We start from the raw sequence: 24,469 nt of genomic DNA, 5'->3' as shown, positions 1-24,469 counted from the left end.
GTCAGGCGCGCAGTTCGAATTCGGCACTACCGAGTTTTTCTCCGTTGACCAACACATGCACCACATGCCGCCCCGGGTAGTGCTTGCGGGTGGTCAACTCGCGAATGTGCTGCTCGCGCTTGAGGCGGTGGTGTTCGCCAGCACCGAGGGTAAACGCCTTGAGCTTGAACACCTTCTTGGCGCTGTGCCCGGCACTTTTCACATAGTCGATGGCGTAATCCACCACCAGCTTCTGCGCAGTGCTGGCGGTGGATTCCAGGCTGAATGACAGCTCGATCCGCTGCCCCAGGTTGATCACCGCAGGTGTCACACTCAACCCATGCAGTTTCACCTCGGCCCTGGCCCCGGCGCCCATGATCGTCAGCGCGCGGGTGTTGCCTTGCTTGATCAGGCTGCGCAGGGCATGGCGGGCGATCCAGGCGGTGTGGGGGTTATCCAGGGACCAGCCTTCGATCAGGGTGAGCACCCAATCCGGGTGGTCCTTGGTGATGTCGTTGAGGTGGTTGGCCACCGACTTGCGCACGTACAGGCTGGGGTCGGCCTTGAGGTTGTCGAGGATCGACGCACACAGCTCGGGGTTGGCCTGGATCTCGCCCAGGCGAAACGACCAGGGCAGGCGCGGTCGGGAGCCTTCACTGGCCAGGCGGCGTACGTGTTCGTTGTCATCCAGTGACCAGGTCTGCATCACCGCCAGGGTGCGCTGGCAGTCGTGCAGCAGAAAGTGGCGGATACCGAACTCGGCGGAGCCAAAGGTGGTGAAGTACTTGAGCGCATCCATGGATCGCTTGAAATCCCCCTGGCCGTAGCTGGCAACGAAGTGCGGCAGAAACAGGCTCACAAACCCGCTGTTCAAGCGCGGCGCCAGGGCATAAAGCCGCTTGAGGGTTTGCGGGTAGTCCAGCGCAATTACGGCATGCAGGCTCTCGCTGACCCGCGCCATGCGCTGCATCACCGACAACTGCGCCAGCCCGGCCTGGGCGTGCTTGAGGAAGCCTTTGGCGTCGAACGTCGGGTACACCGCTGTCATCTCGGCGGCGATGTGTTGCAGGCGTTCAACGTTGAATATTTCCTTGAGGGCCGGGGCGCTTTGGTCTGTCATCGGTGTTTCCATTGGAGGGTTAGAGAAACCAGCGATATTCCCGCGCATGAATCTCTTGCTGGAAGGCCAGATGGTCCTGGCGTTTGTTCTCGCAGTACACGTCGATAAATTCGGCGCCCAGCTTATCGCGCAATACCGGTTGATGCTGCATGGCGCGCACCGCGTCGAGCATTTCCACGGGGAAATCGGTGCCGCTGTTGCGGTCCTCGTTCAGTGGGGCGATGGGCTCGCGCTTGGCTTCAAGGCCGTGCTCCAAGCCCACGAGGATAGCCGCCAGCACCAAGTAAGGGTTGGCATCGGCACTGGCCAGGCGGTGTTCAATACGCAGGTTGCGTGGGTCGGACTCGGGGATGCGCACGCACGCGTCACGGTCCTCAAACCCCCAACTGGCGCGGGTTGCCGCGTTGACCGTACCGCCCAGGCGACGGAAGGCGTTGTGGTTGGGCGAAAAGATCGGCATGCAGTGGGGCAGCAATTCCAGGCAGCCGGCCACGGCGTGGCGCAGCGGTTGTTGCTGGTGCGCCGCCAGCAGGTTGTTGCCCGCGCCGTCATACAGGCTGACATGGACGTGCATGCCGCTGCCGGGGTATTGCAGGTAGGGCTTGGCCATGAAGCTGGCGCGGTAGCCATGCTTGAGCGCCACGCCTCGGGTGCTGCGGCAGAACAGGGCAGCCCAGTCGGCGGCACGCAGGCCGTCGTCGAGGTGGCCGAAATTGATCTCGAACTGGCCGGGGCCGATTTCGGCGGTGATCACCGTGATATCGATGCCCTGGTCCTTGGCGGTTTGCGCCATATCGTCCAGCACTTCGCTGAAACGGGACAGGCGTTCGATGTGCAGGTTGGGCTGGTCGTCGGCATCACCGCTCAGCGGATCGCGGGCAAATTGCGGCAGGCCGTTTTCGAGTTTTTTATCAAACAGGTAAAACTCCAACTCAAACGCCACCACCGGATGAATGCCCTTGTGGTGCAGGCGCTCCAGCACCTTGGCCAGGACTTCACGGGGTTCGAATTCGATGGGCGCTTCGGTGCCGTCAGAGGTGATCAACATCTGCCCCAGAGGCTGCGACTCCCAGTTCACCGGCTTGAGCGTGCCCGGCACCAGGCGGCGGTTGGCATCCGGGTCGCCGTCGTTGAAGCAGTAGTCGCCAATCTTGAACAAGCCACCCTGAACCCCCAGCAGCACCGCGTTCTGCGGCAGCTTCAACGGGCTGCCGGCGGCGACTTTTTCCAGCATCTCCACCGGGTAGCGCTTGCCGTAGAAATGCCCGGGAATGTCCAGTGCGATCAAGTCAACGTAACGCACGTCGGGGTGGTTCTGGCGAAAGGTCCGTACTTCGGCCAGCAACGTGGAGGAATGGCTTTTCACGGGTGCAGCTCCTAGTTGTAAACCCACAGCACGCGGGCGGGCAGGGCGGTCAGGTTGGCGTAGCGGCAATGGGCGAAGCTGGCCAGGTGGAAGCTGTCGCCGGGCATAAGGGTGACCGAGTCGGCCTCGCCTTCCACCCACAACGTCAGCTCGCCCTCCAGCACAAAACCGGCCTGTTCGGCGCGGTCGCTCATGGTGTGCTCACCGCTGTTGGCGCCGGGGGCCAACAGGCTGTCGAGCATCGAAAAGGCACCGTTCATGCTCGGTGACACGAGGATGTCGGTGATGCCGTTGGCGTAGTACACCGTACGCCGCTCGTTGGGCCGGGTGATCCAGTCCACCGCCTTGGGCTTGGGCTGGCTGTAAAAGTACGTGGTGGGCACGTCGAGGGCGTGGCTGATGGCGGTCAGGTCCGCCACGGTTGGGCGCGACAGGCCACGCTCGACCTGGGACAGGAAACCCACCGACCGCTCGATTTTCTGGGCGAGTTGGGCGAGGGTGAGCTTCTTGTGTTTGCGCAGGTCGTGGATCAATGCGGCGAGGGTGTCGAGTTCTTCTTGTGGGGTCATGAAATTTATGTCGAATAATTTCATGAAAAAATACATCAAATATTTCACGCCAGCAATCGCGGATTTCAGCAGTTGCTCCATACCCCCGCCACAAGGTATTGGGTTGAATGATTGGGGGCGCCAGCGGTCCGAACCTGGGTACGCATTATTCATTGAAGGAGCACCCATGAAATCCAAATCCCTGATCGCCTGCCTGCTGGTCGCCACTAGCCTGTCCACCGCCAGCTTCGTCGTGCAGGCCGGTGATACCCCGCAGGAAACCGTGCAGCCTTCCAACATCAATACCCGTGACTTGAAAGAGGGCGACCGTGCCCCGGATATCCTGATGCGCAAGGAATCGGCCGTCAGTGACTGGAAAAAACGCGGCCTCAAGCAACCCGAAGCTGACAGCCAGTGGGCACGGGTCGGCGATAAGTTCGTACTGCTCAAGACCACCAACGGCACCATTCTTGAGATCACGCCCGTCAAGAAATGACCTTGCGTTGTCTCCCTGCTCCTGAGTTAAGGTAGCCGGCTGAAAGGGCCGCGTTACCTTAAAAAAGAGAGCAGGATGCTTGCCACAATAAGAAACTACCCCCGCACCGTGAACCTGTTGCTGTCCGCCACGTTGTTACTGACGCTGGCCAAGGCCATCACGTTTCCCTACCTGGTTATCTACCTCACCCGCCACTTTGCCCTGGACATCACCCAGGTCGGCCTGGTGATTGGCAGCTCCCTGATTGTCGGTTCGCTGCTCAGCGTATACGGCGGCTTTCTGGTGGATCGCATCAACAGTTACCGGCTGCTGCTCGGCCTGACAGTGCTGTTTGCGCTGGGCTTTATCGGTACCGTGCTGGCCCAGAATATCTGGGCGTTCTACAGCTGCCTGATCTTGATCAACCTGGCCTATGCCGTGATCGATATCGCGGTGAAGGCCGGTTTTGCCAGCCTGCTGCCCGAGGATGCGCGCAGCGAAGTGTTCTCCATCAAGTACACCCTGACCAATATCGGCTACGCCGTTGGCCCGTTTTTTGGGGCCATGGTGGCCAAGTTGGATATCAGTCTGCCGTTCATTCTGTCGGCGCTATTGGGGTTGGGTTTTTTCCTGCTGTACTGGCGCTGGGGTGACCGAACCCTGGCCACTGCCGATGCCACGCAAAAACCGGTGCCGTTCCTGGCGGTGGGACGCGTATTGCTCAGGGACCGGCGCCTGGTGTGCTTCACCCTTGGCGGGGTGCTCAGTGCCGTGGTGTTCGGCCAGTTCACGGCCTGGTTGTCGCAATACCTGGTGACGACCACGACGGCCGAATACACCTACACCGTGGTCAGTGCGGTGCTGACCACCAATGCCGTGCTGGTGATTGCCTTGCAGTACCTGATAGGGCGGCGGATCTCGCACCGCTACCTGGGCCAGTGGCTGATCGCAGGCCTGGGCATGTTCATGCTCGGCTTGGTCGGTTTTGCCTTGTCCACCAGCGTGCTGTGGTGGGTGCTGGCAATGGCGGTGTTCACCGTCGGGGAGATCATCGTGTTCCCGGCCGAGTACATGTTTATCGACCGTATCGCGCCAGACCACCTGCGCGGCATGTATTACGGCGCGCAGAACCTGTCCAACCTGGGCGCTGCCCTGGGGCCGGTATTGTGTGGCCTGGTGTTGGCCAGCCTACCGGCCCATTACATGTTCTATATGTTGGGGGCGTTTATCGTGGGGGGCGGAGTGTTTTATTTCATCGGGGCGTCGTTGAAGGCCAGCCCTCCAGCGTGAGCTTGCCGACGTTGTTGCTTTGCAGTTCGTAGCGCAACTCTTCCACCATCTTTTCCACTTCTTGCGGGGTCTGCAGCCGGTTGGTGCTGATCCCCGTGACGACCAAGTCCACCCGGCCGGTTTGCGCGTCGAAGACCTTGAGGGTCAGGGATGCATCCCGGCACAGGGTGAACTCACACGTCAGCGGCGACAGGCCTTCTTCGATGCAGTTTCGCAGTTGCGAGAGGGTAAACATGCGAGTTCCTTCAGGGCATAAGTTTGGACCCTTGAAGGTTAATCACCGGCCCTTTGAGCCATAAGGCGAATTCGCACTAGCCGCACTAGTGCATTTGCACTGGCGGCGCTTATGGCTTGAGGCGCAGTTCACCGGCAAACAACCCGCGTTCACGGGCCCAGACGATGGCGGCGCTGCGGCTGTGCACCCCCAGTTTGGAGTACACCGTGGCCACATGATTGCGCACGGTGTTGGGCGCCAGTTTCAGCCGCGACGCGATCTCCTTGTCGGCCAGCCCTTCGCAAATCAAGCCCAGTACATCGCGCTCACGGGCGGTGAGGTCGGTAAAGGCCACGGTCGGCAGGTTGGGGCTGTTGACACTCTTGGCATTGGCCAGTTTTTCGATCAGGGTCTGGCTGAACCAGGAGGCGTCCTGCATCACTTCCTCGATGGCGGCCACCAACTCCAGCTCCGAGCGTTTGCGTTCGGTGATGTTCATCATCACCAGCAGGTAGCAGGGCACGTCCTGGATGATCACGGTGTCGGCGGAGACGACGCAGTCGATCACTTCATTGCCCTTCTTGCGCACCTTGAGGTCCTGACCGTCGAGGTTGCCGGCTTTTTCCAGGGTGGCGAACAACTGTGCGCCCGCCGATGGGTTGTCGATAAAGTCGATGTCTTCGATGGATTTGCCGATCAGCTCTTCGCTGATATAGCCAGTGATGCTCATGAACGCTTCGTTGATATCCACCACCTGCCGGTTGGCGGCGCTGCACACCAGGGTGGGTACGGGGGTGAGTCGAAACGACTTGGCAAAGCGCTCCTCGCTCTGGCGCAGGGCAATTTCGGCCTTGCGCCGTGGCTCCAGGTCCATGAAGGAGAAGAGCATGCAGTCTTCTTCGTTCATGTCCAACGGCTGGCCGGCGACGATCACCAACTTGCTGCCGCCCCCCGGCAGTCGCAGTTCGGCCTGCATCTGGGGGATGGTGGCGCCTTCACCCAGGCGCTGGATGGCCAAGTCCTTGCGTTCGGCCTGCTCCAATACATCCAGCTCATACACGGATTTGCCGATGACCTGGTCGCGGTTGTAGCCGGTCATCTCCAAAAAGCCCTGATTGACCTTGATGTAACGCAGGTCGCTCAACCGGCAGATCACGGCGGGGGCGGGGTTGGCGTTGAAGGTTTTTTCGAAGCGCTGCTCGGCACTGGCCCATTCGGTGGCGTCGCTGAGGATTAGCACCAGCAGTTCCGGTTCGCCCTTGGCGTCGGTGATCACCAGGCTGCGCAAGCGGTGCACCCAGGTTTTGTCCTTGTCGGCCACGGGCGTGACTTCCACCACCACATCGCTGAATTCATCGCCCAGCGCTGCACGGGCCAGGGGGTAGTTTTCCGGCAGTACCGGATGATTGTTGCGATAACGCAGGGCGAAACGCTCGGCGTACTGTTGCCCATTGGCCCCCAGCCCCATCACATCGCCCACCCCATGCATGGCCAGCGCGGCTTCATTGGCCCACAGGATCGTTTGATCGACCTCGGCCAGGATCACCCCGTCGGACAGCCCGGAGATGATCTGCTGCAGTTGGCGGCGGTTGGTTTCCTTGGCAAGAATGTCTTGGGTCATGGGTTCTCCGAAGTTGACACCCCGGTGACTGTAGGCGGTTTGGGGGTATGGGAGTACGACACCCTGGGGGCAGGATAGTGCAGATACACAAAGCAGGCGCTATCGAGGGAGGCCGGGCCTACCTGTGAACTCTGACAGTAGGCGCGGCGTAGCGATCTTTGTAGGCTGGCTTTTTCAGAAGGAGCCTGATCATGAAAAAGTCCGAATTCAGTACCTATCTCACCGGGGAAATTGATAATGCCCAGCAACGTATTTCGCCAAAGCTGACGAAGTCCGACAGGGTTGATACGGGCAGAGTGGCGTTTTTGAATATGTTGAAAAACGTCGTCAATGGCAGTGCCAGCCCAGAGGACCTGGGGTCTATCGGTGCGCTAAATGATGTGCTGCAAGAGTTGGGTCTGCTTCCCGCTTCCAAGACCCTGTTGACGAGTTTGGATCCGTGAGTTGATTGCGGGGCACTTGCCAAATCTGCACGCTTCTGAGAAAACCCCAGCCTTTGCGCATTCAACGGGAACTCTCATGGGCAACGACGAACTCCAGATCACCGACATCCGCCTGGGCGAAGGTAAAGCCGTGGTCAAGGGCGCGCTGATCACCACCCAATACACCGGCACCCTGGAAGATGGCACCGTGTTCGACTCATCCTGGGAACGGGGCAAGCCGTTCCAATGCGTGATCGGCACAGGCCGCGTTATCAAGGGCTGGGACCAGGGGCTGATGGGCATGCGGGTGGGCGGCGTGCGCACGCTGTTCGTACCGGCGCACCTGGCGTACGGCGAACGTTCGATGGGCGCGCACATCAAACCCAACAGCCCTCTGCGTTTTGAGATTGAGTTGTTGGAAGTGCTGACGCGGGATGATTGATTGTGGGGTTGCCGGATTGTTCCAGGGGGGGCTTTTGTGTCGTCGAGTTAGACCCTGGCGATGAGGTCGAACTGCAGCGGTTTTTTGAGCAGGCGCCCGAGTATTTCATCGCGGTGAATGGCGAGCCTGCTGCGCCCAATGAGGCGAGTGAGGAATTGCGGGGCCAGCTACCAGCCGGGTGGCACTGCCGACGGATGTATTGGCTGGGTTATCGCGATGCTCAAGACCAATTGGTCGCCGTGGTGAACATTGCGGCGGATATGTTGGCGGTGGGTGTGTGGCACATCGGTCTGTTGCTGGTCGACTCTCGCTTGCATGGCTCGGGGTTTGCGCAGCATCTGTATGCGAACCTTGAAACCTGGGCTGTCGAAAACGGTGCCCGATGGCTGCGGTTGACGGTTGTGGTCGGCAATGCCAAGGGCGAACGTTTCTGGCACAAGCATGGGTATGTGCAGGTGCGCACGCGTGAAGGGATCACCATGGGGCGGCAGATAAACCGTGTATCGATCCAGATCAAGGCACTGGTGGGCGGGCAAGTTGAGGATTACCTGGCGCTGGTGGCAAGGGACCGGCCGGGCGCCCCGTAGTCGCAGATGTTTACCGAACTCTGTGGGAGGGGGCTTGCTCCCGATGGCGATGTGTCTGCCACCGATGGGGTCACTGACCCAACGCCATCGAGGGCAACCCCCCTCCCCAATTTTTGATCTGCGCCGTGCTCAGGAAAATGGCTTCCTGAACCCATCCTGAAGAATCCTCTCATTCTCCATGCGTAAACTTTCCTACGGTTTACTCTCCTGTTGTCGGGGCGTAAGCTTCGCGCGTTTTCATCAATAGCGGAGACCCTCAGTGGGTACTTGTTCGAGTGACAGTAGTCGGCCGGTTTCGGTAACCGGCACAGGCTTGGCAAGGTAACGCGCATTTTTCCGATGCCGCTGCCTCGCCAATAAAAGCGAGCAGCGGCATCTCGGCAGCGGCCAGTCCTGGCCCTGTCTTGATCCCCTCTCATCGACGCTGACCAGCACCTGGCCAACCCCAGGGAGCTACGGACGCGCCTGCCTTTTTTGCGGCAGGCGGGCCAAGCCGGCTGTGCCTGTCTGACAGGCGCGGCGCGGATGGACAGTACCTGCACGATGGTTTTTTCCTCGCGCAGGAGTAACACCATGAACCTCACTCTGTTGAAAGAGTTCTTCGCAGGCTTTCTGCGGACCCGACATATCGCCCGGCATTTCCGCCGCCTGGCGATGCTCGAAACCGTGGCCGACGCCAGCGTCAGCCGTGAAGTCCCGCCCACCCTGGCGCACACCCTGGTGACGGCGGCCAACAGCCCTGCCGTGCAATTGCTGGGCACGCTGGGTACGTGCTCCGAGGGCTTGAACACCGAGGAGGCCGATGCCCTGCGCGTGCAGCATGGGCTCAATGAGGTGGAACATGAGCAGCCACTGCCTTGGTGGGTGCACCTGTGGCATTGCTACAAGAACCCGTTCAACCTGCTGCTGACCCTGCTGGCGGTGATCTCCTGGCTGACCGAAGACATGAAGGCCGCCACGGTGATTTTCTCCATGGTGGTGCTGTCGACGCTGCTGCGTTTCTGGCAGGAGGCCAAGTCCAACAAGGCCGCCGATGCCTTGAAGGCGATGGTGAGCAACACCGCCACCGTACTGCGTCGCGATAAAGCCAAGCGCGTTGAGCTGCCGATCAAGCAATTGGTGCCCGGCGACCTGATCGTGCTGTCGGCCGGTGACATGATCCCCGCCGACTGCCGCGTCCTCAGCGCCAAGGACCTGTTCGTCAGCCAGGCGGCCATGACGGGCGAGTCGATGCCGGTGGAAAAATTCGCCCATCAGCAGGACGCCCATACCCGCAACCCTCTGGACCTGGAGAACATCCTGTTCATGGGCACCAACGTGGTGTCTGGCGCAGCCACGGCGGTGATTTTGGCCACCGGCAACAGCACTTACTTCGGTGCGCTGGCCCAGCGTGTGACCGCGACTGACCGGGCAACCACCTCGTTCCAGCACGGCGTCAACAAGGTCAGCTGGTTGCTGATTCGCTTCATGTTCGTGATGGCGCCGCTGGTGCTGTTCATCAATGGTTTTACCAAGGGCGACTGGACCGAAGCCCTGCTGTTTGCCTTGTCGATTGCGGTGGGCCTGACCCCGGAAATGCTGCCGATGATCGTCACATCCACCCTGGCCAAGGGCGCGGTGTTCCTGTCACGCAAGAAAGTGATCGTCAAACGCCTGGATGCGATCCAGAACTTCGGCGCCATGGACGTGCTGTGCACCGACAAGACCGGCACCCTGACCCAGGACAAGATCTTCCTGGCGCGCCATGTGGATGTGTGGGGCGAAGAGTCCGACGATGTACTGGAGATGGCCTACCTCAACAGCTACTACCAGACCGGCCTGAAAAACCTGCTGGATGTGGCGGTATTGGAGCATATGGAGGTTCACCGTGAGCTGAAGGTCGGCACCGCGTTTGAGAAGGTCGATGAGATCCCGTTCGACTTCAATCGCCGGCGCATGTCAGTGGTGGTGGCGCAGCAAGGCTTGCCGCACCTGCTGATCTGCAAGGGCGCCGTGGAAGAAATCCTCTCGGTGTGCAACACCGTGCGCCATGGCGAGACCAACGAAGCCCTGACCGATGAGTTGCTGGCGCGCATTCGCCAGGTCACCGCCGCCTTCAACGAAGAAGGCCTGCGGGTGGTGGCGGTAGCCGCCCAGCCGATGCTGGAGGGGCGCGACACCTACAGCCTGGCCGATGAACAGAACCTTACGCTGATCGGCTACGTGGCCTTTCTCGACCCGCCGAAGGAAAGCACCGCACCGGCCCTCAAGGCACTGAAGGCCCATGGCGTGGCGGTGAAAGTGCTGACCGGCGACAACGAACTGGTTACCGCCAAGATCTGCCGCGAAGTGGGCCTGGAGCAACAAGGCCTGCTGATGGGCAACGACATCGAGGACATGACCGACGCCGAACTGGCCAAGGCGGTAGAAACCACCAATGTGTTCGCCAAGCTGACACCCTCGCACAAGGAGCGCATCGTGCGCCTGCTCAAGGCCAATGGGCATGTGGTGGGCTTTATGGGCGATGGCATCAACGACGCCCCCGCGCTGCGCACCGCCGACATCGGTATTTCGGTGGACAGCGCAGTGGACATTGCCAAGGAGGCCGCCGACATCATCCTGCTGGAAAAAAGCCTGATGATCCTGGAGGAGGGCGTGCTGGAAGGCCGGCGCACCTTCGCCAACATGCTCAAGTACATCAAGATGACTGCCAGCTCCAACTTCGGCAACGTGTTCTCGGTGTTGGTGGCCAGTGCGTTTATCCCGTTCCTGCCGATGCTGCCTATGCACCTGCTGGTGCAGAACCTGCTGTATGACATCTCGCAGATCGCGATTCCCTTCGACAATGTCGACGCACAAATGCTGGCCAAGCCTCAACGTTGGCAGCCGGGGGAGGTGGGACGCTTCATGCTGTTCTTCGGGCCGATCAGTTCGATCTTTGACATCACCACGTTTGCGCTTATGTGGTACGTCTTCGATGCCAACACCCCCGACCACCAGACCCTGTTCCAGTCCGGCTGGTTCGTGGTGGGGCTGCTGACCCAGACCCTGATCGTGCACATGATCCGCACACCGAAAATCCCGTTCCTGCAAAGCCGTGCAGCCATGCCGTTGATGGTCATGACCTTGGTGATCATGGTGGTGGGGATCTTCCTGCCCATGGGGCCGCTGGCGCACTACTTCAAATTGCAGGCATTGCCGTCGCTGTACTTTGTGTTCCTGCCGGTGATCCTGCTGGCGTACATGGCCCTGACCCAGGCGGTGAAGGGTTTCTATATCCGCAAGTTTGGCTGGCAGTGAACCGGGAGAAACGCCTATGCAAGCAATCAACAACATCAACCTCGACTCGCTGATCGATACCCTGGTCAGCCTTACTGCCGCGTTTTTGCTGGGGGGGCTGATCGGTTTTGAGCGCCAGTACCGCCAGCGCACGGCCGGCTTGCGCACCAATGTGCTGGTGGCGGTGGGGGCGGCGATTTTCGTCGACATGGCCAACCGCCTCGGCGGCGCGGAAGGCGCGGTGCGGGTGGTGGCATACGTTGTGTCGGGGATCGGTTTCCTCGGCGCCGGCGTGATCATGCGTGAAGAGGGCAATGTCCGTGGGCTCAACACCGCCGCCACGCTCTGGGCTTCGGCAGCGGTGGGCGCCTGTGCGGGGGCTGACCTGATCCTGGAAGCGTTGCTGGGCACGCTATTTGTGCTGGCGGCCAACACGCTGCTGCGGCCGATCGTCAATAACATCAACCGCCAGCCGTTGGATGTTGTGTCGGCGGAGGTCACCAACATCCTTTATGTCATCGCAAGGCGTACTCAGCAGAAGGCTGTGCTGGCGTTGCTGGAGGCGGAGCTTGCACGGTGCAACTACCCGGCCAGTGATGTGGATGTGCGGCCATTCGGCACTGAGGAAGTGGAAATCGAAGCCACCCTGGCGGTGACCTCGGTCGACGGTGACGAGCTGGATGCGCTGGTGGCGCGAATCTCGATGTCGACCCTGGTGGTGCAGGCTTTCTGGAGCCCCAGTACCACCGAATAAGCACCCGCTGCCAGACGTTATCTTGCACAAAGCTGGCTATGCTTTAGCGAGGAAAAGTCCTACAAGCATTCGAGACTATCCCTTCATTTGAAACAACACGCCGTTGCTAAGGTTGCGCGCTTGCGCCTGCACCGCAACCCAGGTGCGGCTTTACGTGTTTATCGTGTTTTTTCAAAAGGAGGGGCCTGAACTGCCTGAAGTGCTGCGCAGAGTAAACAGCGCCGCTTGTCGGAACTGTCACTTCTCACAGGTAGATAGGTCCCGCGTGATATGTAAGCGTACTGATCCTCCCAGGGGAGTCTTATGAGCAACAAAGCTTTAATTGTGGACGATCACCCTTTTATACGCGCCACCGTGAAGTACCTGTTGAAGCAGGAAGGCTTCGATAAGATCTTTGAGGCGGGCAACGGTGCCGACGCGATGCAGATTGCCCGCGAGGAGCGCCCTGACCTGGTCATCCTGGACCTTGCGATGCCCAAGTTGGGTGGGCTTGAGGTGATCAGTCGGATCAAGGCGCTGGAGCTGCCTTGCAAGATTCTGGTGCTCACCTCCTACCTGGCGGTGTTCTTTTCCACCCGTTGCATGCGCGCCGGGGCCATGGGGTTCGTGGCCAAGACCGGTGAGCTGGACGAGCTGCAAAAGGCAATCAAGGCCGTGATGTCCAACTACAGTTGCTTTCCCAGCCTGCCCACCAGTTCGGTACGGCGGGATGACCTGCAGACCACGGAGTTGGCACTGGTGGAGTCTCTGTCGGACCGGGAGCTGACGGTGCTGCAGATGCTGGCCCTGGGCCTGGGCAACAAGGAAATTGCCGAACAGATGTTGCTCAGCCACAAGACCATCAGCACCTACAAGACCCGGCTCAAGGAAAAGCTCCACATGTCGTCGGTGGTGCACTTGTCCAAGTTTGCCCAGCGCAATCATCTGATCTGAAATGAACACCCCCGGGTTGCTGAAACTCACGGCCATCCTGCTGATGGGGATGTTGCCCCTGTCGGCAGCGGCTTTGGATGAACCGCATCCCCTGAGGCTGCTGGGCCACTCCACACTGGAAACCCCTTCGGTGGTGCTGGATGAAGCCGACTGGCGCTGGCTGCGCGAACGTCGCAGGTTAGTGATGGGGGTGTCGGCACCCGATTACGCCCCCTTTGACTTGACCAACAACAACGATGAACTTGAGGGCATCACCGGCGACTATGCGGTGTTGCTCAGCCAGGCCTTGAGTATCGCCATCGATGTGCGCCGCTTTGACACCCGCGATGAAGTGATCGAGGCACTCAAGTCAGGCAAAGTGGATTTCGTCGGCTCGGCCAATGGCTATGAGGCGGCGGACCCGCAGTTGGTGTTGTCCCGCTCCTACGCCAACGATCAGCCGGTACTGGTGACCCGCACGGAGGACCGCCGGGCGCTGAGTGCCGACCTGGCCGGTAAGCGTGTGGCGATGCTCTACCACTACATGCAACCCGACGCCGTCCAGGCGTTCTACCCCAAGGCCCATCTGCAGCTGTTTGCGTCGACGTTCGAAGCCATCGGTGCTGTGGCGTTCGGCCAGGCAGACGTGTACCTGGGCGACGCCATCAGCACCCGCTACCTGATCAACAAGAACCACCTCAATAACGTGCGCATGGCGGACTTTTCCGGCCTGGAGGTCAACCCTTTCGGTTTCGCCTTCACCCAGGCCAATGCGCGGCTGTTGCACATCGTCAATGCTGCCCTGGCGAGCGTGCCCGCCAGCCAGCAACTGGAGATTCTGCGACGTTGGAGCGCAGGTGGCAGCGGCTTGCTGGACGCCGAGCGGTTGCGCTTGAGTGCCAACGAACAGCGCTGGCTGGACAAGCACCCGCGGGTGAAAGTGGCTGTGCTGGATAAGTTCGCTCCGCTGTCGTTTTTTGACGAGCAGGGCCAGTTCGAAGGCTTGAGCGCCGAGGTCTTGTCGCGCATCAGTTTGCGCACCGGCTTGAAGTTCGATGTGGAGCAGGGCAGTTCACTACCCCGGCAAATCGACGAGACGGGTAGCGGCGAGGTAGACATGCTGGCAGTGATCACGCCCAGCACCGAGCGCGCCGAAAAAATCCGCTTCACCCGTCCCTACCTGTCCAATCCTTATGTGCTGGTGGTACGCGATAACGAGGAGCGCCCTGTCACTTTGGAAGACTTACCCGGCAAGCGCTTGGCGTTCATCGGTGGCAATAGCCTCGCGGCGCAAATGGCCCGGGAGAACCCAGGTATCGAGTTCGTTGATGTGCAAAACCCTGAGCAGGCTTTGGCATTGGTCGCCAAGGGCGAGGCGGACGCAACCGTCCTGACGCTGATCAGCGCGCGCTACATGGTCGCGCGTAACTACCGCGACCGTTTGCGTATCACCAGCACGGTTGGCACCGAACCTGCGCGCATCACCTTCGGCGTCAACCGTAGCCAACTGGAGCTGTATTCGATCCTCGATAAAGCGCTGTTGAGCATGCCGCCTGAGGAAATGGACGAGCTGACCAACCATTGGCGCAGCGAAATCATCATTGAAGACAGCTACTGGATGCGTCATCGCAACGTGATCATCCAAGGCTTCGGTTTGGCTGCTCTGTTGTTGCTGGTAACCCTGGGCTGGGTGTTTTACCTGCGCAACCTGATCCGCAAGCGCGCCCAGGCCGAACGGGCGTTGAGCGACCAGATGCGCTTTATGAGCGTACTGATCGACGGCACGCCTCATCCGATTTACGTGCGTGATCGCCAGGGCCGTCTGATGGCGTGCAATAACGCCTACCTCGATGTGTTCGGCTTCAAGCTGGGCGATGTGATCGGCAAGACGGTGGTGGAAACCGACACCGGCAACCCGCCGCAGGCGCAGTCGTTCCATGCTGACTACATGCGCTTGATGGAGCGGGGTGAGCCGCAGATTCAGGATCGTGTACTCAAGGTGCCCAACGGTGGCGTGCTGACCATCTACCAATGGATGCTGCCCTACCGCGATGGCGATGAAAAAGTCGTGGGCATGATCGCCGGCTGGGTCGACGTCAGTGAGCGCCAGCGCTTGCTGGGCCAGTTGCAGGAAGCCAAGGAGGACGCAGACGCCGCCAATCGGGCCAAAACTACGTTCCTGGCGACCATGAGCCATGAGATCCGCACGCCCATGAATGCGGTGATCGGCATGATCGAACTGGCCCTCAAAAATGCCGAGCAGGGCCACGCCGATCGTGATGCGCTGGAAGTGGCGTCGGTGGCGTCGCGCAGCATGTTGGAGTTGATCGGCGACATCCTTGATATTGCACGCATCGAGTCAGGCCACCTGTCCCTGGCCCTGGAACCTGCCAACTTGCATGAGCTGCTGGCGTCGGTGGCGCGCGTGTTCGAAGGGCTGGCGCGGGACAAGGGCCTGGCGCTGCATGTGGAGCTTGACCCGCAGATCGATCAGCCGGTGTTGATCGATCCGCTGCGCTTCAAGCAGGTGGTGTCTAACTTGCTGGGCAACGCGATCAAGTTCACAGCCACCGGCCAGGTGCGCCTGGGGGCTCGTGTGGCGCCACCGATGGCGAACGGGCCGTTGAACCTGCGGTTGTGGGTAGAAGACAGCGGCATCGGTATCAGCGCCGAAGACCAGCAGCGTTTGTTCAACCCCTTTATCCAGGGCAGTAACAACGAGCAGTCGGCGCGCAGTGGGTCAGGCCTGGGCTTGGTGATCAGCCGTAATCTGTGCGAAATGATGGGGGGAACGTTGCATTTGAGCAGTGTGCTGGGCAAGGGCACGCGGGTGGATGTGGCGTTGACGCTGGCACTGAGTGTTGCACCGCCGGTGGCGTTACCCGTATCGCAACTGCCTGCGACGCGTGCGCTGAGCATCCTGGTGGTGGATGACTACCCGGCCAACCGCCTGTTGCTGACGCGTCAACTGAGCCTGCTGGGGCACCGTATCATCAGCGCCGAAGACGGTGTGCAGGGGTTTGAGCTGTGGCAGGCCGGGCACTTTGATGGGGTGATCACCGATTGCAACATGCCCCTCAAGGATGGTTATGCCCTGGCGCGCGAAATTCGCGCACACGAACGTGAACGCGGGCTGACGCCTTGCCTGTTGCTGGGGTTCACCGCCAATGCCCAGCCGGAAGAGGCCGAACGCTGCCGGCAAGCGGGCATGGACGGCTGCCTGTTCAAACCCACCGGCCTTGAAGATTTGCGCACGGCGTTGGCTGCTTGCCCGTGCGCTGGCTCAGGGGATGATGCCGAACCGTTGTTCGACTTGAGCGCGTTAATCAACCTGGTCGGGGGGGACTCTACGGCCCTCAACGACCTGTTGGTGCCGTTGCTCGAGAGTCTTGAGCAAGATCGGGCGTTGTTGTCGACGTTGCTGGAGCCAGTCGATTTTGCCAGGCTGCACGACCTGGCCCATCGGGCCAAAGGTGGGGCGCGCATGGTCAAGGCCCAGCGGTTGATCAACGGTTGTGAAGCCTTGGAAGGGGTATGTGAGCGGCGGGACAGCGCTGCACTCAACGCCACTGCCGACGAGGTAGGCAGGGCCATCGAAAGTTTGCATCAAGGATTGCGCTTGTATTGCAAGCAGCCATGACCGGAGTGGCTTGCCATTCGGTGTATTTGGGAGAACTCCTACGAAGAAGGGGAACAAGCCTGATTTTGTCTTCGGGATATGTCTGGAAAATGGGCCTCGCTCACTGACGAGCGCTGCCTGCCCAGGGGTTTGCCATGCCGAACAAAGCACTGACCATCCTGATTGCCGATGAACAGCACCTGCAACGGTTGTACATCGAAAAAATGCTCAACCAACTGGGGTATCACCGAATCGTGCCGGTGCAGACCTTCGAAGAAGTCCAGATACTCACAGCCATTCCCGCCGAGCCCTTTGACGTGTTGATCATCAATGCCGGGCTCACGACGCAGACCAGCGGACCCCAGCCCCAGGTACGGCATGTGCTGGTCTACGACCACCTGGACCTGGGTGCGGCGCCCAGCGCAACGCCGGCGGTACTGGTGCGCCTGCCTGGCGTGCCGGACAACGTCAATCTCGAACACTTCATGGACATCATCGACCCACCCGCCGCCGCAGCTGGCCTGCGGGTGTTGCCGTGGCTGCGGGAGCTATCCCGCAGCCGCGTGGTGGGGGCTTAGTCCCACGTCGGCGCGATGCCCTTGGGGCTGGTCAAGCGGTGGCCGCGCTCCAGGCCGGCAATTTGCGCCATGTCGGCGGCGCTCAAGGTCAGTTGCAGGGCCTTGAGGTTGCTTTCCAGGTTGGCGCGCTGGGTCGATGACGGGATCACCGCGTAGCCCTGTTGCATGGCCCAGGCCAGCGTCACTTGCGCGGGAGTTGCCTGATGGCGCTGGGCAATCTGCTGGATCACCGGGTCCTTGAGCACTTCGCCGTAGGCCAGGGTCATGTACGACGTGATCTGGATACCGTTGGCGGTGGCGAAATCCACCACCTTCTGGTTTTGCAGGTAGGGATGCAGTTCGACCTGGTTGGTGGCGATATGCTCGGCGCCGACGGCAGCAATCGCCTGCTGCATCAGGTCGATGGTGAAGTTGGAAATACCGATCTGGCGTGTCAGGCCCAGGCGCTTGGCTTCCAGTAACTGGCCCATGAATTCGGCGACGGGCACCTGGTCTTCCGGTGATGGCCAGTGGATCAGGGTCAGGTCCAGGTGGTCGGTCTTGAGCTTGCGCAGGCTTTCCTTGAGGCTGGGGATCAACTGGTCTTCGGCGAAATTGGCGATCCAGATCTTGCTGGTGATGAACAGCTCATCACGGGGGATGCCACTGTCGGCGATGGCCTGGCCGACATCCGCCTCGTTATCGTAGATCTGTGCGGTATCGATGGCGCGGTAGCCCAGTTCCAGGCCGGTGCTGACGGAATCGATCACCACCTGACCTTGCAGGCGGAAGGTACCAAGGCCGAAAGCCGGGATGGTTTGCGTGGGGATAGACATCAGTAACTCCTGAAGGGGGTGAACAATGGCGTTGAGTATCCGCCCGTCGTTCCCTCGGAAAAACCGTCGAAACCGAAAAGGAATCTTTACCGCAAGTCACGAATCCTGGTCGTGGCAAGGGCGCTCACAACCCTGTGGGAGAAGGCGTGAGCCCTCCCACAGGTTGTTCCATCACACATCAGGTGGTTGTGTTTTTTTGGCGCAACCGCTCAGCCGCACTGCGTAGCAACTGCTCGGTACTCTCCCAACCCAGGCAAGCATCCGTCACCGATACCCCGTATTTCATCGATGCGCTCAACGGCTGGCAGCCCTCGAACAGATGGCTTTCAATCATCATGCCGATCAGCGCTGTATCACCCTGCAGGCGTTGCTCCAGAACCTCGTTGAACACCGCCGGTTGACGCAGCGGGTCCTTGCCGCTGTTGGCATGGCTGCAATCGACCATGATCCGCGCCGCCACTTTGGACTTGGCCAAATCGTGCTTCACCTGGGCCACGCTCTGCTCATCGTAGTTCGGCCCACGGTGACCGCCACGCAATACCAGATGGGTGTCGGGGTTGCCTGGGGTCTGGATGATCGCCGGGTGGCCCTGGCTGTCGACGCCGAAGTGGCGATGTGGGTGGGATGCCGAACGCATGGCATCGCAGGCAATCGCCACGCCGCCGTCGGTGCCGTTCTTGAAGCCCACGGGCATGCCGAGGCCGCTGGCCATTTCGCGGTGGATCTGGGATTCGGTGGTGCGCGCGCCAATCGCGACCCAGCTGAGCAGGTCATCGAAGTAACCGGCAGCCATGGGTTGCAGCAGCTCGGTGGCGACGGGCAGGCCCAGGCGCAGCATCTCGCGCATCAACTGGCGCGACAAGCTGAGGCCGGCGGCCATGTCGTCGCTGCCGTCCAGGTGTGGGTCGTAGGCCAGGCCTTTCCAGCCGATGGTGGTGCGCGGTTTTTCGACGTAGGCGCGGATCACCAGCAGCATCTGGTCGCTGACGTCGAGTGCCAGCCTCTTCAGGTTGCGTGCGTATTCCATCGCCGATTCGGGGTCGTGGATCGAGCATGGGCCGACAATCACCAGCAAACGTGAGTCTTGGCCATTGAGGATGGCGCGCACGGCTTGGCGATGGGCGTGGATCTGCTCGTTGAGGAACGGGCTAAGCGGCAGCTGGTGCTTGAGCTCAAGGGCGCTGGGCAAGCGCTGGGTCAGGGCTTCATTGGCGCTGGACAGGGCGGATACAGAGAGAGCGGCGGTGGCAGAGTTCATATTCAAGGCTTCCTGGGCAAGCGGCGGGCTATTCCCGCGCACTTGGCCCTACTGGGGTGTTCGACAATTGGCCGTATCGGCTACGTGTGTTGGCTTGCCACCAAGAGGTGACCGATCGGAGGCGGCAGGCTGTCCCGAACGGAGCTTGCTAAATCGCCATGCGGTGGAGGTGTCGTAGCGGTAATAGGTGGCGTAGTTCATGTCGTGATTCCTTAAGTGTTCTTGCAAAAATTTTATGAAGGGCTTTTTTACAGGCTAAAAAACAAAACCCCCGGTCGGGGAGCCGACCGGGGGTTAGATTTCTCTGGTAGGCGACCCCTTGAGCAGTGGGCGCCGATTTCAGGTATCAGGCGCGCCAGTGGCTAAACCAATACCCAAAATAAAAGCTTACAGCCGCGCTCGAACCGCTCACACGGGTAGCCGGCACCGAGCGCGGGGCGCTGGCGGCAGGGCAAACCTGAGTGTGGGTGAGTTGCAACATGCTGTGTCTCCAAATAGTGGGGGGAGCTTACTAGAGGCACGCAGGAGGATTCAATCAGTAATTTCTATGACGCGGGGGTACTTAGCGCTATGGGTTGAGATAGGCTGATAACACTTCGAACCTGATTGCTTGGACGCGACCATGACTGCCTTGACCCTTGCCGCTGCGCACTTCGTTTCCATCGCCGGTGATGTACCGGCCAAGTGGCCGCTCTCCAAGTGACGTTTTATCTGCAAGCCGCGACCGAGCAGGACCTGCCCTTCGCGCGAGCGCTGACCCATCAGGCCATGAGCCGCTACTACCTGCAATACGGCCTGTTGTGGTCCGACAATGGCTTCGACATTGCCTGGGCGGGGCGCGAGAACTGGTTGATCTGCAACGAGGATGGGGTCATGGGCTTTATCAGCCTGAGCCGCGACAGCCGGGCGTTGTATATCCGCGAGCTGCACCTGCTGGAGAACTGCCGCAAGCAGGGCGCGGGCAGTTGGGTGTTGGAGCAAATGGCACTCAAGGCACGGGCGCAAGGGTTGCTGCGACTGACCGTGTTCAAGACCAACCCGGCCAGGCGGTTGTATCAACGCCGGGGGTTGAGCATCGTGGGCGAAGAAGACTGTTTCTGGCGCATGGAGCGTGAGTGTGGGGCAAAGCCACAGTAAAACGGGCAGGCCTCACGAATAAGCGCATACTGCTTTTTAGGAAATGACTTCCGGATCGCTGTGCTGAGCTTCGGGCTCGTCCACGATAATCCCTTCTTTCATGCCCAACAGGACCGCCACCTTATGGGCTTCCCCACGCCGTCCCTTTTTACGCCCAGCGAGCACTTGATAGGTCGTCGCCGGATCGACGCCATGCTCACGGGCGAACGCTTGAACTGACTTTCCTTGATGTTCCAGCCAGGCCTTGGCTTGTGCAGCAGTACGGATTCCGGGCATAGTTCAAAACCGTTCAAGTTTGTGTAAAACGAGATGAGTGTGTCACCTCTTGGGGTGTGCCAGATAGGATCATACATCCAAATGAGTGGAATCGGTTCGCGTTTACGACAGGAAAGAGAACGACTCGGCCTGTCACAGAAAAATTTTGGTGAAATCGGCGGCGTTGAGGCTAACGCCCAGGGCAAGTACGAGAGTGGTGGCCGCGCGCCAAAGGCTGACTATTTGTCGCGCGTGGCCGAACGAGGGGTGGACGTGCTTTATGTGCTGACGGGCAGCCCGACGCCTATTCAGCTGGAAAACCTCAGCCAGCTTGAAGAAAAAATCCTCGAAAACTACCGGGTCATGTTCAAGGAAGACCAGGATGCTATCCGCCGGCTGACGTCCACGCTGGCAGAGCACTCTGTACTGCATAACGGAAAACCCAAGCCCGACCTCCCGCAAAGCTGATCTTGCGCCCAGCCTCGATGAGTGGCTATCGCGCGATAGTCGCTCATGGATGCGCAAACTCTATCTATATGACGCTTGCAGCTAGGTCAGCACCATGATTTTTGCTAAGGTGTCCAGCAACCTATAAGACCATATCGCGAGGTGTCTGCTTGATTAGGGTGCTAGTAGTCGATGACCATGATCTCGTTCGTACAGGCATTACACGAATGCTGGCTGACATCGATGGCCTGCAAGTAGTTGGTCAGGCCGAGTCTGGGGAAGAGTCCCTGATCAAGGCCCGGGAGCTGAAACCCGATGTGGTATTGATGGACGTCAAGATGCCGGGTATCGGTGGTCTTGGCGCCACGACCAAATTGTTGCGCAGCCATCCTGACATCAAGGTCGTGGTGGTGACCGTGTGCGAGGAAGACCCGTTTCCTACGCGTCTGCTCCAGGCAGGGGCGGCCGGTTACCTGACCAAGGGGGCGGGCCTGGCGGAGATGGTGCAGGCCATTCGCCTGGTATTTGCTGGCCAGCGTTACATCAGCCCGCAGATTGCCCAGCAGTTGGCCATCAAGTCCTTCCAGCCCGTCAGCGATTCACCGTTCGACGCGCTGTCGGAGCGGGAAATCCAGATCGCCCTGATGATCGTCGGTTGCCAGAAGGTGCAGACCATCTCCGACAAACTGTGCCTTTCTCCCAAGACCGTCAACACCTACCGCTATCGCATTTTCGAGAAGCTCGCCATCAGCAGTGATGTTGAATTGACCCTGCTCGCGGTGCGCCACGGCATGGTGGACGCCAGCGCCTGACATGACCACATCGTTTGATCCAAGTGCCTTTCTCTCAACCTGCAGTGGCCGCCCCGGCGTGTACCGCATGTTCGACAGCGAGGCACGCCTGCTTTATGTGGGTAAAGCCAAGAACCTGAAAAACCGCCTGTCGAGCTACTTTCGCAAGAGCGGCCTCGCGCCCAAGACGGCTGCGTTGGTGGCACGCATCGCCCAGGTCGAAACCACCATCACCGCCAATGAAACCGAGGCGCTGCTGCTTGAGCAGACGCTGATCAAGGAATGGCGGCCGCCCTACAACATCCTGCTGCGCGACGATAAATCCTACCCTTACGTGTTTTTATCCGACGGCAATTTCCCGCGCCTGAGCATTCACCGTGGCGCGAAGAAGCAGAAGGGCAAGTACTTCGGCCCCTATCCCAGTGCCGGTGCCATCCGCGAAAGCCTGAGCCTGCTACAAAAGACCTTTTTTGTGCGCCAGTGCGAAGACAGCTTCTACAAGAACCGCACCCGCCCGTGTCTGCAATACCAGATCAAGCGTTGCAAGGCGCCCTGTGTGGGGTTGGTTGAGCCGGCGGAGTACGCCGAGGATGTACGCCATTCGGTGATGTTCCTTGAAGGGCGCAGCAATGCACTTACCGACGAACTCTCCGGCGCCATGGAGCAGGCCGCCAGCACCCTGGACTTCGAGCGCGCTGCAGAACTGCGTGACCAGATCTCTCTGCTGCGGCGTGTCCAGGACCAGCAAAGCATGGAAGGCGGCACCGGCGACGTCGATGTGATCGCCGCATTCGTCAACCCGGGCGGCGCCTGTGTGCACCTGATCAGCGTGCGTGGCGGCCGCGTGCTGGGCAGCAAGAACTTCTTTCCGCAGACCGGTATCGACGAAGAAGTGGCCGAAGTCATGGCCGCATTCCTAGGCCAGTACTACGTCAGCAGCCCCGAGCGCGACCTGCCTTCGGAGCTGATCGTCAACGTGGTGCATGAAGACTTCCCCACGCTGATCGAGGCTATTCACGAACTGCGCGGCCGCGAGCTGGACATCAGCCACCGCGTGCGCGGTACCCGCGCCCGTTGGCAGCAACTGGCCGTGACCAACGCCGAACAGGCCCTGAGCGCACGGCTGGCCAATCGACAGCACGTTGCCGCACGCTTCGATGCCCTGGCCGAAGTCCTCAACCTGGACGAGCCACCGCAACGTCTGGAGTGCTACGACATCAGCCACTCCAGCGGCGAAGCCACCGTAGCCTCCTGCGTGGTGTTCGGGCCGGAGGGGCCGATCAAGTCCGATTACCGGCGCTATAACATCGAAGGCGTCACCGCCGGCGATGACTACGCCGCCATGCATCAGGCGCTTACGCGGCGCTTCAGCAAGTTGAAGGACGGCGAGGGCAAGTTGCCGGACATCCTGCTGGTGGACGGTGGCAAGGGCCAGCTGTCGATGGCGCGTGACGTGCTCAACGAACTGGCGGTGCCCGACCTGACCTTGCTGGGTGTGGCCAAGGGCGCCACGCGAAAAGCGGGCTTCGAGACGTTGTACTTGAATGACGCCGCCCATGAGTTCACTTTGAAAGGCGACTCACCCGCACTGCATCTGATCCAGCAGATCCGCGACGAGGCCCACCGTTTCGCCATTACCGGCCACCGCGCACGCCGTGGCAAAACCCGGCGAACCTCAACCCTGGAAGGGGTGGCAGGGGTAGGGCCGACGCGTCGCCGCGACTTGCTTAAACATTTTGGTGGCTTGCAGGAGCTATCCCGTGCCAGCATTGACGAAATTGCCAAAGCTCCCGGTATCAGTAAAAAGCTCGCTGAGTTGATTTATGCCAATCTGCACAGCGAATAGAATGCCTTTCCACCTCGTAGCCAGTTGTGCCGATGAATATCCCTAATCTGATCACCGTTCTACGCGTCCTGCTTATTCCAATTTTCATTCTGTTGTTCTATTTGCCGTACGAATGGAGCTATGCGGCCTCAAGTTCGGTGTTTGCCTTTGCCGCCGCCACCGACTGGCTCGACGGCTACCTGGCCCGCCGACTGGAGCAGAGCACCCCGTTTGGCGCCTTCCTGGACCCGGTGGCCGACAAACTGATGGTGGCCGTCGCCCTGGTCCTGCTGGTGCAGGAACACGGTAACTTGTGGCTCACGCTGCCGGCGGCAGTGATCATCGGTCGCGAGATCGTCGTCTCGGCCCTGCGCGAATGGATGGCCGAAATCGGCGCCCGTGCCCACGTGGCCGTGTCCAACATGGGTAAATGGAAAACCGCTGCGCAGATGCTCGCCTTAGTGATCCTGCTGGCCAATCCGTCGGACTTCTCCTTCTGGGTACTGACGGGCTACGCCTTGCTGCTGATTGCGGCCGGTCTGACGCTGTGGTCCATGCTTCAGTATTTGCGCGCTGCCTGGCCTCATTTGCGCACCACCGTGGAAAAGAAATAAAACTTTTTTGAATCAAGAGGTTGACGGGTTCCGAGATTTCTATAGAATGCGCATCACCAAGCGGGAATAGCTCAGTTGGTAGAGCACGACCTTGCCAAGGTCGGGGTCGCGAGTTCGAGTCTCGTTTCCCGCTCCAAATATT

The 24,469-nt window shown here is 60.2% G+C and carries 23 protein-coding genes and 1 tRNA gene; 16 read left to right on the top strand and 8 right to left on the bottom strand.

The annotated features are described in order from the left end of the window. Nucleotide 1: 1 nt before the first annotated feature. From DYL59_RS19720 to DYL59_RS19710, 3 genes are read right to left on the bottom strand one after another with little or no spacing between them, the layout of a single operon-like run. Nucleotides 2-1,099, bottom strand: coding sequence for a DNA alkylation repair protein (locus DYL59_RS19720; protein WP_135290659.1), 1,098 nt, complete (start codon nt 1,097-1,099; stop codon nt 2-4). Between the two features lie 19 nt (nt 1,100-1,118). Next, on the bottom strand, nt 1,119-2,465 hold the full coding sequence (locus tag DYL59_RS19715; RefSeq protein WP_135290658.1) for a glutamine synthetase family protein: 1,347 nt from the start codon (nt 2,463-2,465) through the stop codon (nt 1,119-1,121). Between the two features lie 11 nt (nt 2,466-2,476). Then, nucleotides 2,477-3,034 carry a helix-turn-helix domain-containing protein gene (locus DYL59_RS19710; protein ID WP_135290657.1) on the bottom strand — a complete coding sequence of 186 codons (558 nt, stop codon included), beginning with the start codon at nt 3,032-3,034 and terminating at the stop codon, nt 2,477-2,479. A gap of 166 nt (nt 3,035-3,200) precedes the next feature. On the opposite strand from DYL59_RS19710, the gene DYL59_RS19705 reads away from it, so the two are divergent. Further along, nucleotides 3,201-3,509: an RcnB family protein gene (locus DYL59_RS19705; protein WP_135290656.1), complete on the top strand. Its 309-nt coding sequence runs from the start codon at nt 3,201-3,203 to the stop codon at nt 3,507-3,509. A 75-nt stretch (nt 3,510-3,584) separates the two neighbouring features. Continuing rightward, nucleotides 3,585-4,778, top strand: a complete 1,194-nt coding sequence (locus DYL59_RS19700; protein ID WP_135290655.1) for an MFS transporter — start codon at nt 3,585-3,587, stop codon at nt 4,776-4,778. Here DYL59_RS19700 and DYL59_RS19695 read toward each other — a convergent pair. Beyond that, nucleotides 4,741-5,013 carry a DUF1652 domain-containing protein gene (locus DYL59_RS19695; RefSeq protein ID WP_135290654.1) on the bottom strand — a complete coding sequence of 91 codons (273 nt, stop codon included), beginning with the start codon at nt 5,011-5,013 and terminating at the stop codon, nt 4,741-4,743. The two genes, DYL59_RS19700 and DYL59_RS19695, sit on opposite strands and share 38 nt — an antisense overlap. 109 nt (nt 5,014-5,122) lie before the next feature. After that, nucleotides 5,123-6,613, bottom strand: a complete 1,491-nt coding sequence (locus DYL59_RS19690) for a PAS domain S-box protein (RefSeq protein ID WP_135290653.1) — start codon at nt 6,611-6,613, stop codon at nt 5,123-5,125. A gap of 191 nt (nt 6,614-6,804) precedes the next feature. Between DYL59_RS19690 and DYL59_RS19685 the strand changes: the two genes are divergently transcribed. From DYL59_RS19685 to DYL59_RS19645, 8 genes are all read left to right on the top strand, one after another. Beyond that, nucleotides 6,805-7,056, top strand: coding sequence for a hypothetical protein (locus DYL59_RS19685; RefSeq protein ID WP_135290652.1), 252 nt, complete (start codon nt 6,805-6,807; stop codon nt 7,054-7,056). A 76-nt stretch (nt 7,057-7,132) separates the two neighbouring features. After that, a complete protein-coding gene (locus DYL59_RS19680; RefSeq protein ID WP_135290651.1) occupies nt 7,133-7,477 on the top strand; it encodes an FKBP-type peptidyl-prolyl cis-trans isomerase in 345 nt (114 codons plus the stop codon). Then, complete coding sequence (locus tag DYL59_RS19675; protein ID WP_135290650.1) at nt 7,474-8,064, top strand: GNAT family N-acetyltransferase; 591 nt, start codon at nt 7,474-7,476, stop codon at nt 8,062-8,064. The genes DYL59_RS19680 and DYL59_RS19675 overlap by 4 nt, the downstream gene beginning before the upstream one ends. Nucleotides 8,065-8,637: 573 nt before the next feature. Then, nucleotides 8,638-11,343 carry a magnesium-translocating P-type ATPase gene (gene mgtA, locus DYL59_RS19665; RefSeq protein ID WP_135290648.1) on the top strand — a complete coding sequence of 902 codons (2,706 nt, stop codon included), beginning with the start codon at nt 8,638-8,640 and terminating at the stop codon, nt 11,341-11,343. Between the two features lie 16 nt (nt 11,344-11,359). Next, on the top strand, nt 11,360-12,076 hold the full coding sequence (locus tag DYL59_RS19660) for an MgtC/SapB family protein (protein WP_135290647.1): 717 nt from the start codon (nt 11,360-11,362) through the stop codon (nt 12,074-12,076). Nucleotides 12,077-12,379: 303 nt separating this feature from the next. After that, on the top strand, nt 12,380-13,009 hold the full coding sequence (locus tag DYL59_RS19655) for a response regulator transcription factor (protein WP_135290646.1): 630 nt from the start codon (nt 12,380-12,382) through the stop codon (nt 13,007-13,009). 1 nt (nt 13,010) lies between these two features. Beyond that, nucleotides 13,011-16,628, top strand: coding sequence for a transporter substrate-binding domain-containing protein (locus tag DYL59_RS19650; protein WP_135290645.1), 3,618 nt, complete (start codon nt 13,011-13,013; stop codon nt 16,626-16,628). Between the two features lie 134 nt (nt 16,629-16,762). After that, the gene (locus tag DYL59_RS19645) at nt 16,763-17,185 is read left to right on the top strand and encodes an ANTAR domain-containing protein (RefSeq protein WP_135290644.1); all 423 of its coding nucleotides are present in this window, start codon (nt 16,763-16,765) and stop codon (nt 17,183-17,185) included. Here DYL59_RS19645 and dkgB read toward each other — a convergent pair. Together dkgB and DYL59_RS19635 are read right to left on the bottom strand one after the other, a co-directional pair. Beyond that, a complete protein-coding gene (gene dkgB, locus DYL59_RS19640; protein WP_135290643.1) occupies nt 17,182-18,000 on the bottom strand; it encodes a 2,5-didehydrogluconate reductase DkgB in 819 nt (272 codons plus the stop codon). The two genes, DYL59_RS19645 and dkgB, sit on opposite strands and share 4 nt — an antisense overlap. Before the next feature lie 178 nt (nt 18,001-18,178). Further along, on the bottom strand, nt 18,179-19,258 hold the full coding sequence (locus DYL59_RS19635; protein WP_135290642.1) for a 3-deoxy-7-phosphoheptulonate synthase: 1,080 nt from the start codon (nt 19,256-19,258) through the stop codon (nt 18,179-18,181). Nucleotides 19,259-19,957: 699 nt separating this feature from the next. On the opposite strand from DYL59_RS19635, the gene DYL59_RS19630 reads away from it, so the two are divergent. Then, on the top strand, nt 19,958-20,395 hold the full coding sequence (locus DYL59_RS19630) for a GNAT family N-acetyltransferase (protein WP_135290641.1): 438 nt from the start codon (nt 19,958-19,960) through the stop codon (nt 20,393-20,395). Between the two features lie 36 nt (nt 20,396-20,431). On the opposite strand, the gene DYL59_RS19625 is transcribed toward DYL59_RS19630, so the two are convergent. Further along, complete coding sequence (locus DYL59_RS19625; protein ID WP_135290640.1) at nt 20,432-20,671, bottom strand: DNA-binding protein; 240 nt, start codon at nt 20,669-20,671, stop codon at nt 20,432-20,434. 81 nt (nt 20,672-20,752) lie between these two features. Here DYL59_RS19625 and DYL59_RS19620 point away from each other — a divergent pair, with 81 nt between their 5' ends. The 5 genes from DYL59_RS19620 (at nt 20,753) to DYL59_RS19600 (ending at nt 24,463) form a co-directional block, all read left to right on the top strand. Beyond that, complete coding sequence (locus DYL59_RS19620; RefSeq protein ID WP_135290639.1) at nt 20,753-21,118, top strand: helix-turn-helix domain-containing protein; 366 nt, start codon at nt 20,753-20,755, stop codon at nt 21,116-21,118. A gap of 149 nt (nt 21,119-21,267) precedes the next feature. Next, on the top strand, nt 21,268-21,909 hold the full coding sequence (gene gacA / locus DYL59_RS19615; protein ID WP_032886613.1) for a response regulator transcription factor GacA: 642 nt from the start codon (nt 21,268-21,270) through the stop codon (nt 21,907-21,909). Nucleotide 21,910: 1 nt separating this feature from the next. Next, nucleotides 21,911-23,734: an excinuclease ABC subunit UvrC gene (gene uvrC / locus DYL59_RS19610; protein ID WP_135290638.1), complete on the top strand. Its 1,824-nt coding sequence runs from the start codon at nt 21,911-21,913 to the stop codon at nt 23,732-23,734. A 32-nt stretch (nt 23,735-23,766) separates the two neighbouring features. After that, nucleotides 23,767-24,327, top strand: a complete 561-nt coding sequence (gene pgsA, locus DYL59_RS19605) for a CDP-diacylglycerol--glycerol-3-phosphate 3-phosphatidyltransferase (protein WP_003232771.1) — start codon at nt 23,767-23,769, stop codon at nt 24,325-24,327. Nucleotides 24,328-24,387: 60 nt separating this feature from the next. Then, nucleotides 24,388-24,463, top strand: a tRNA-Gly gene (locus DYL59_RS19600). Nucleotides 24,464-24,469 lie beyond the last annotated feature (6 nt).

The sequence above is a fragment of the Pseudomonas kairouanensis genome, assembly GCF_004682055.1.
Taxonomy (GTDB): Bacteria; Pseudomonadota; Gammaproteobacteria; order Pseudomonadales; family Pseudomonadaceae; genus Aquipseudomonas; species Aquipseudomonas kairouanensis.
This window is presented reverse-complemented; position numbering and strand designations above follow the sequence as displayed.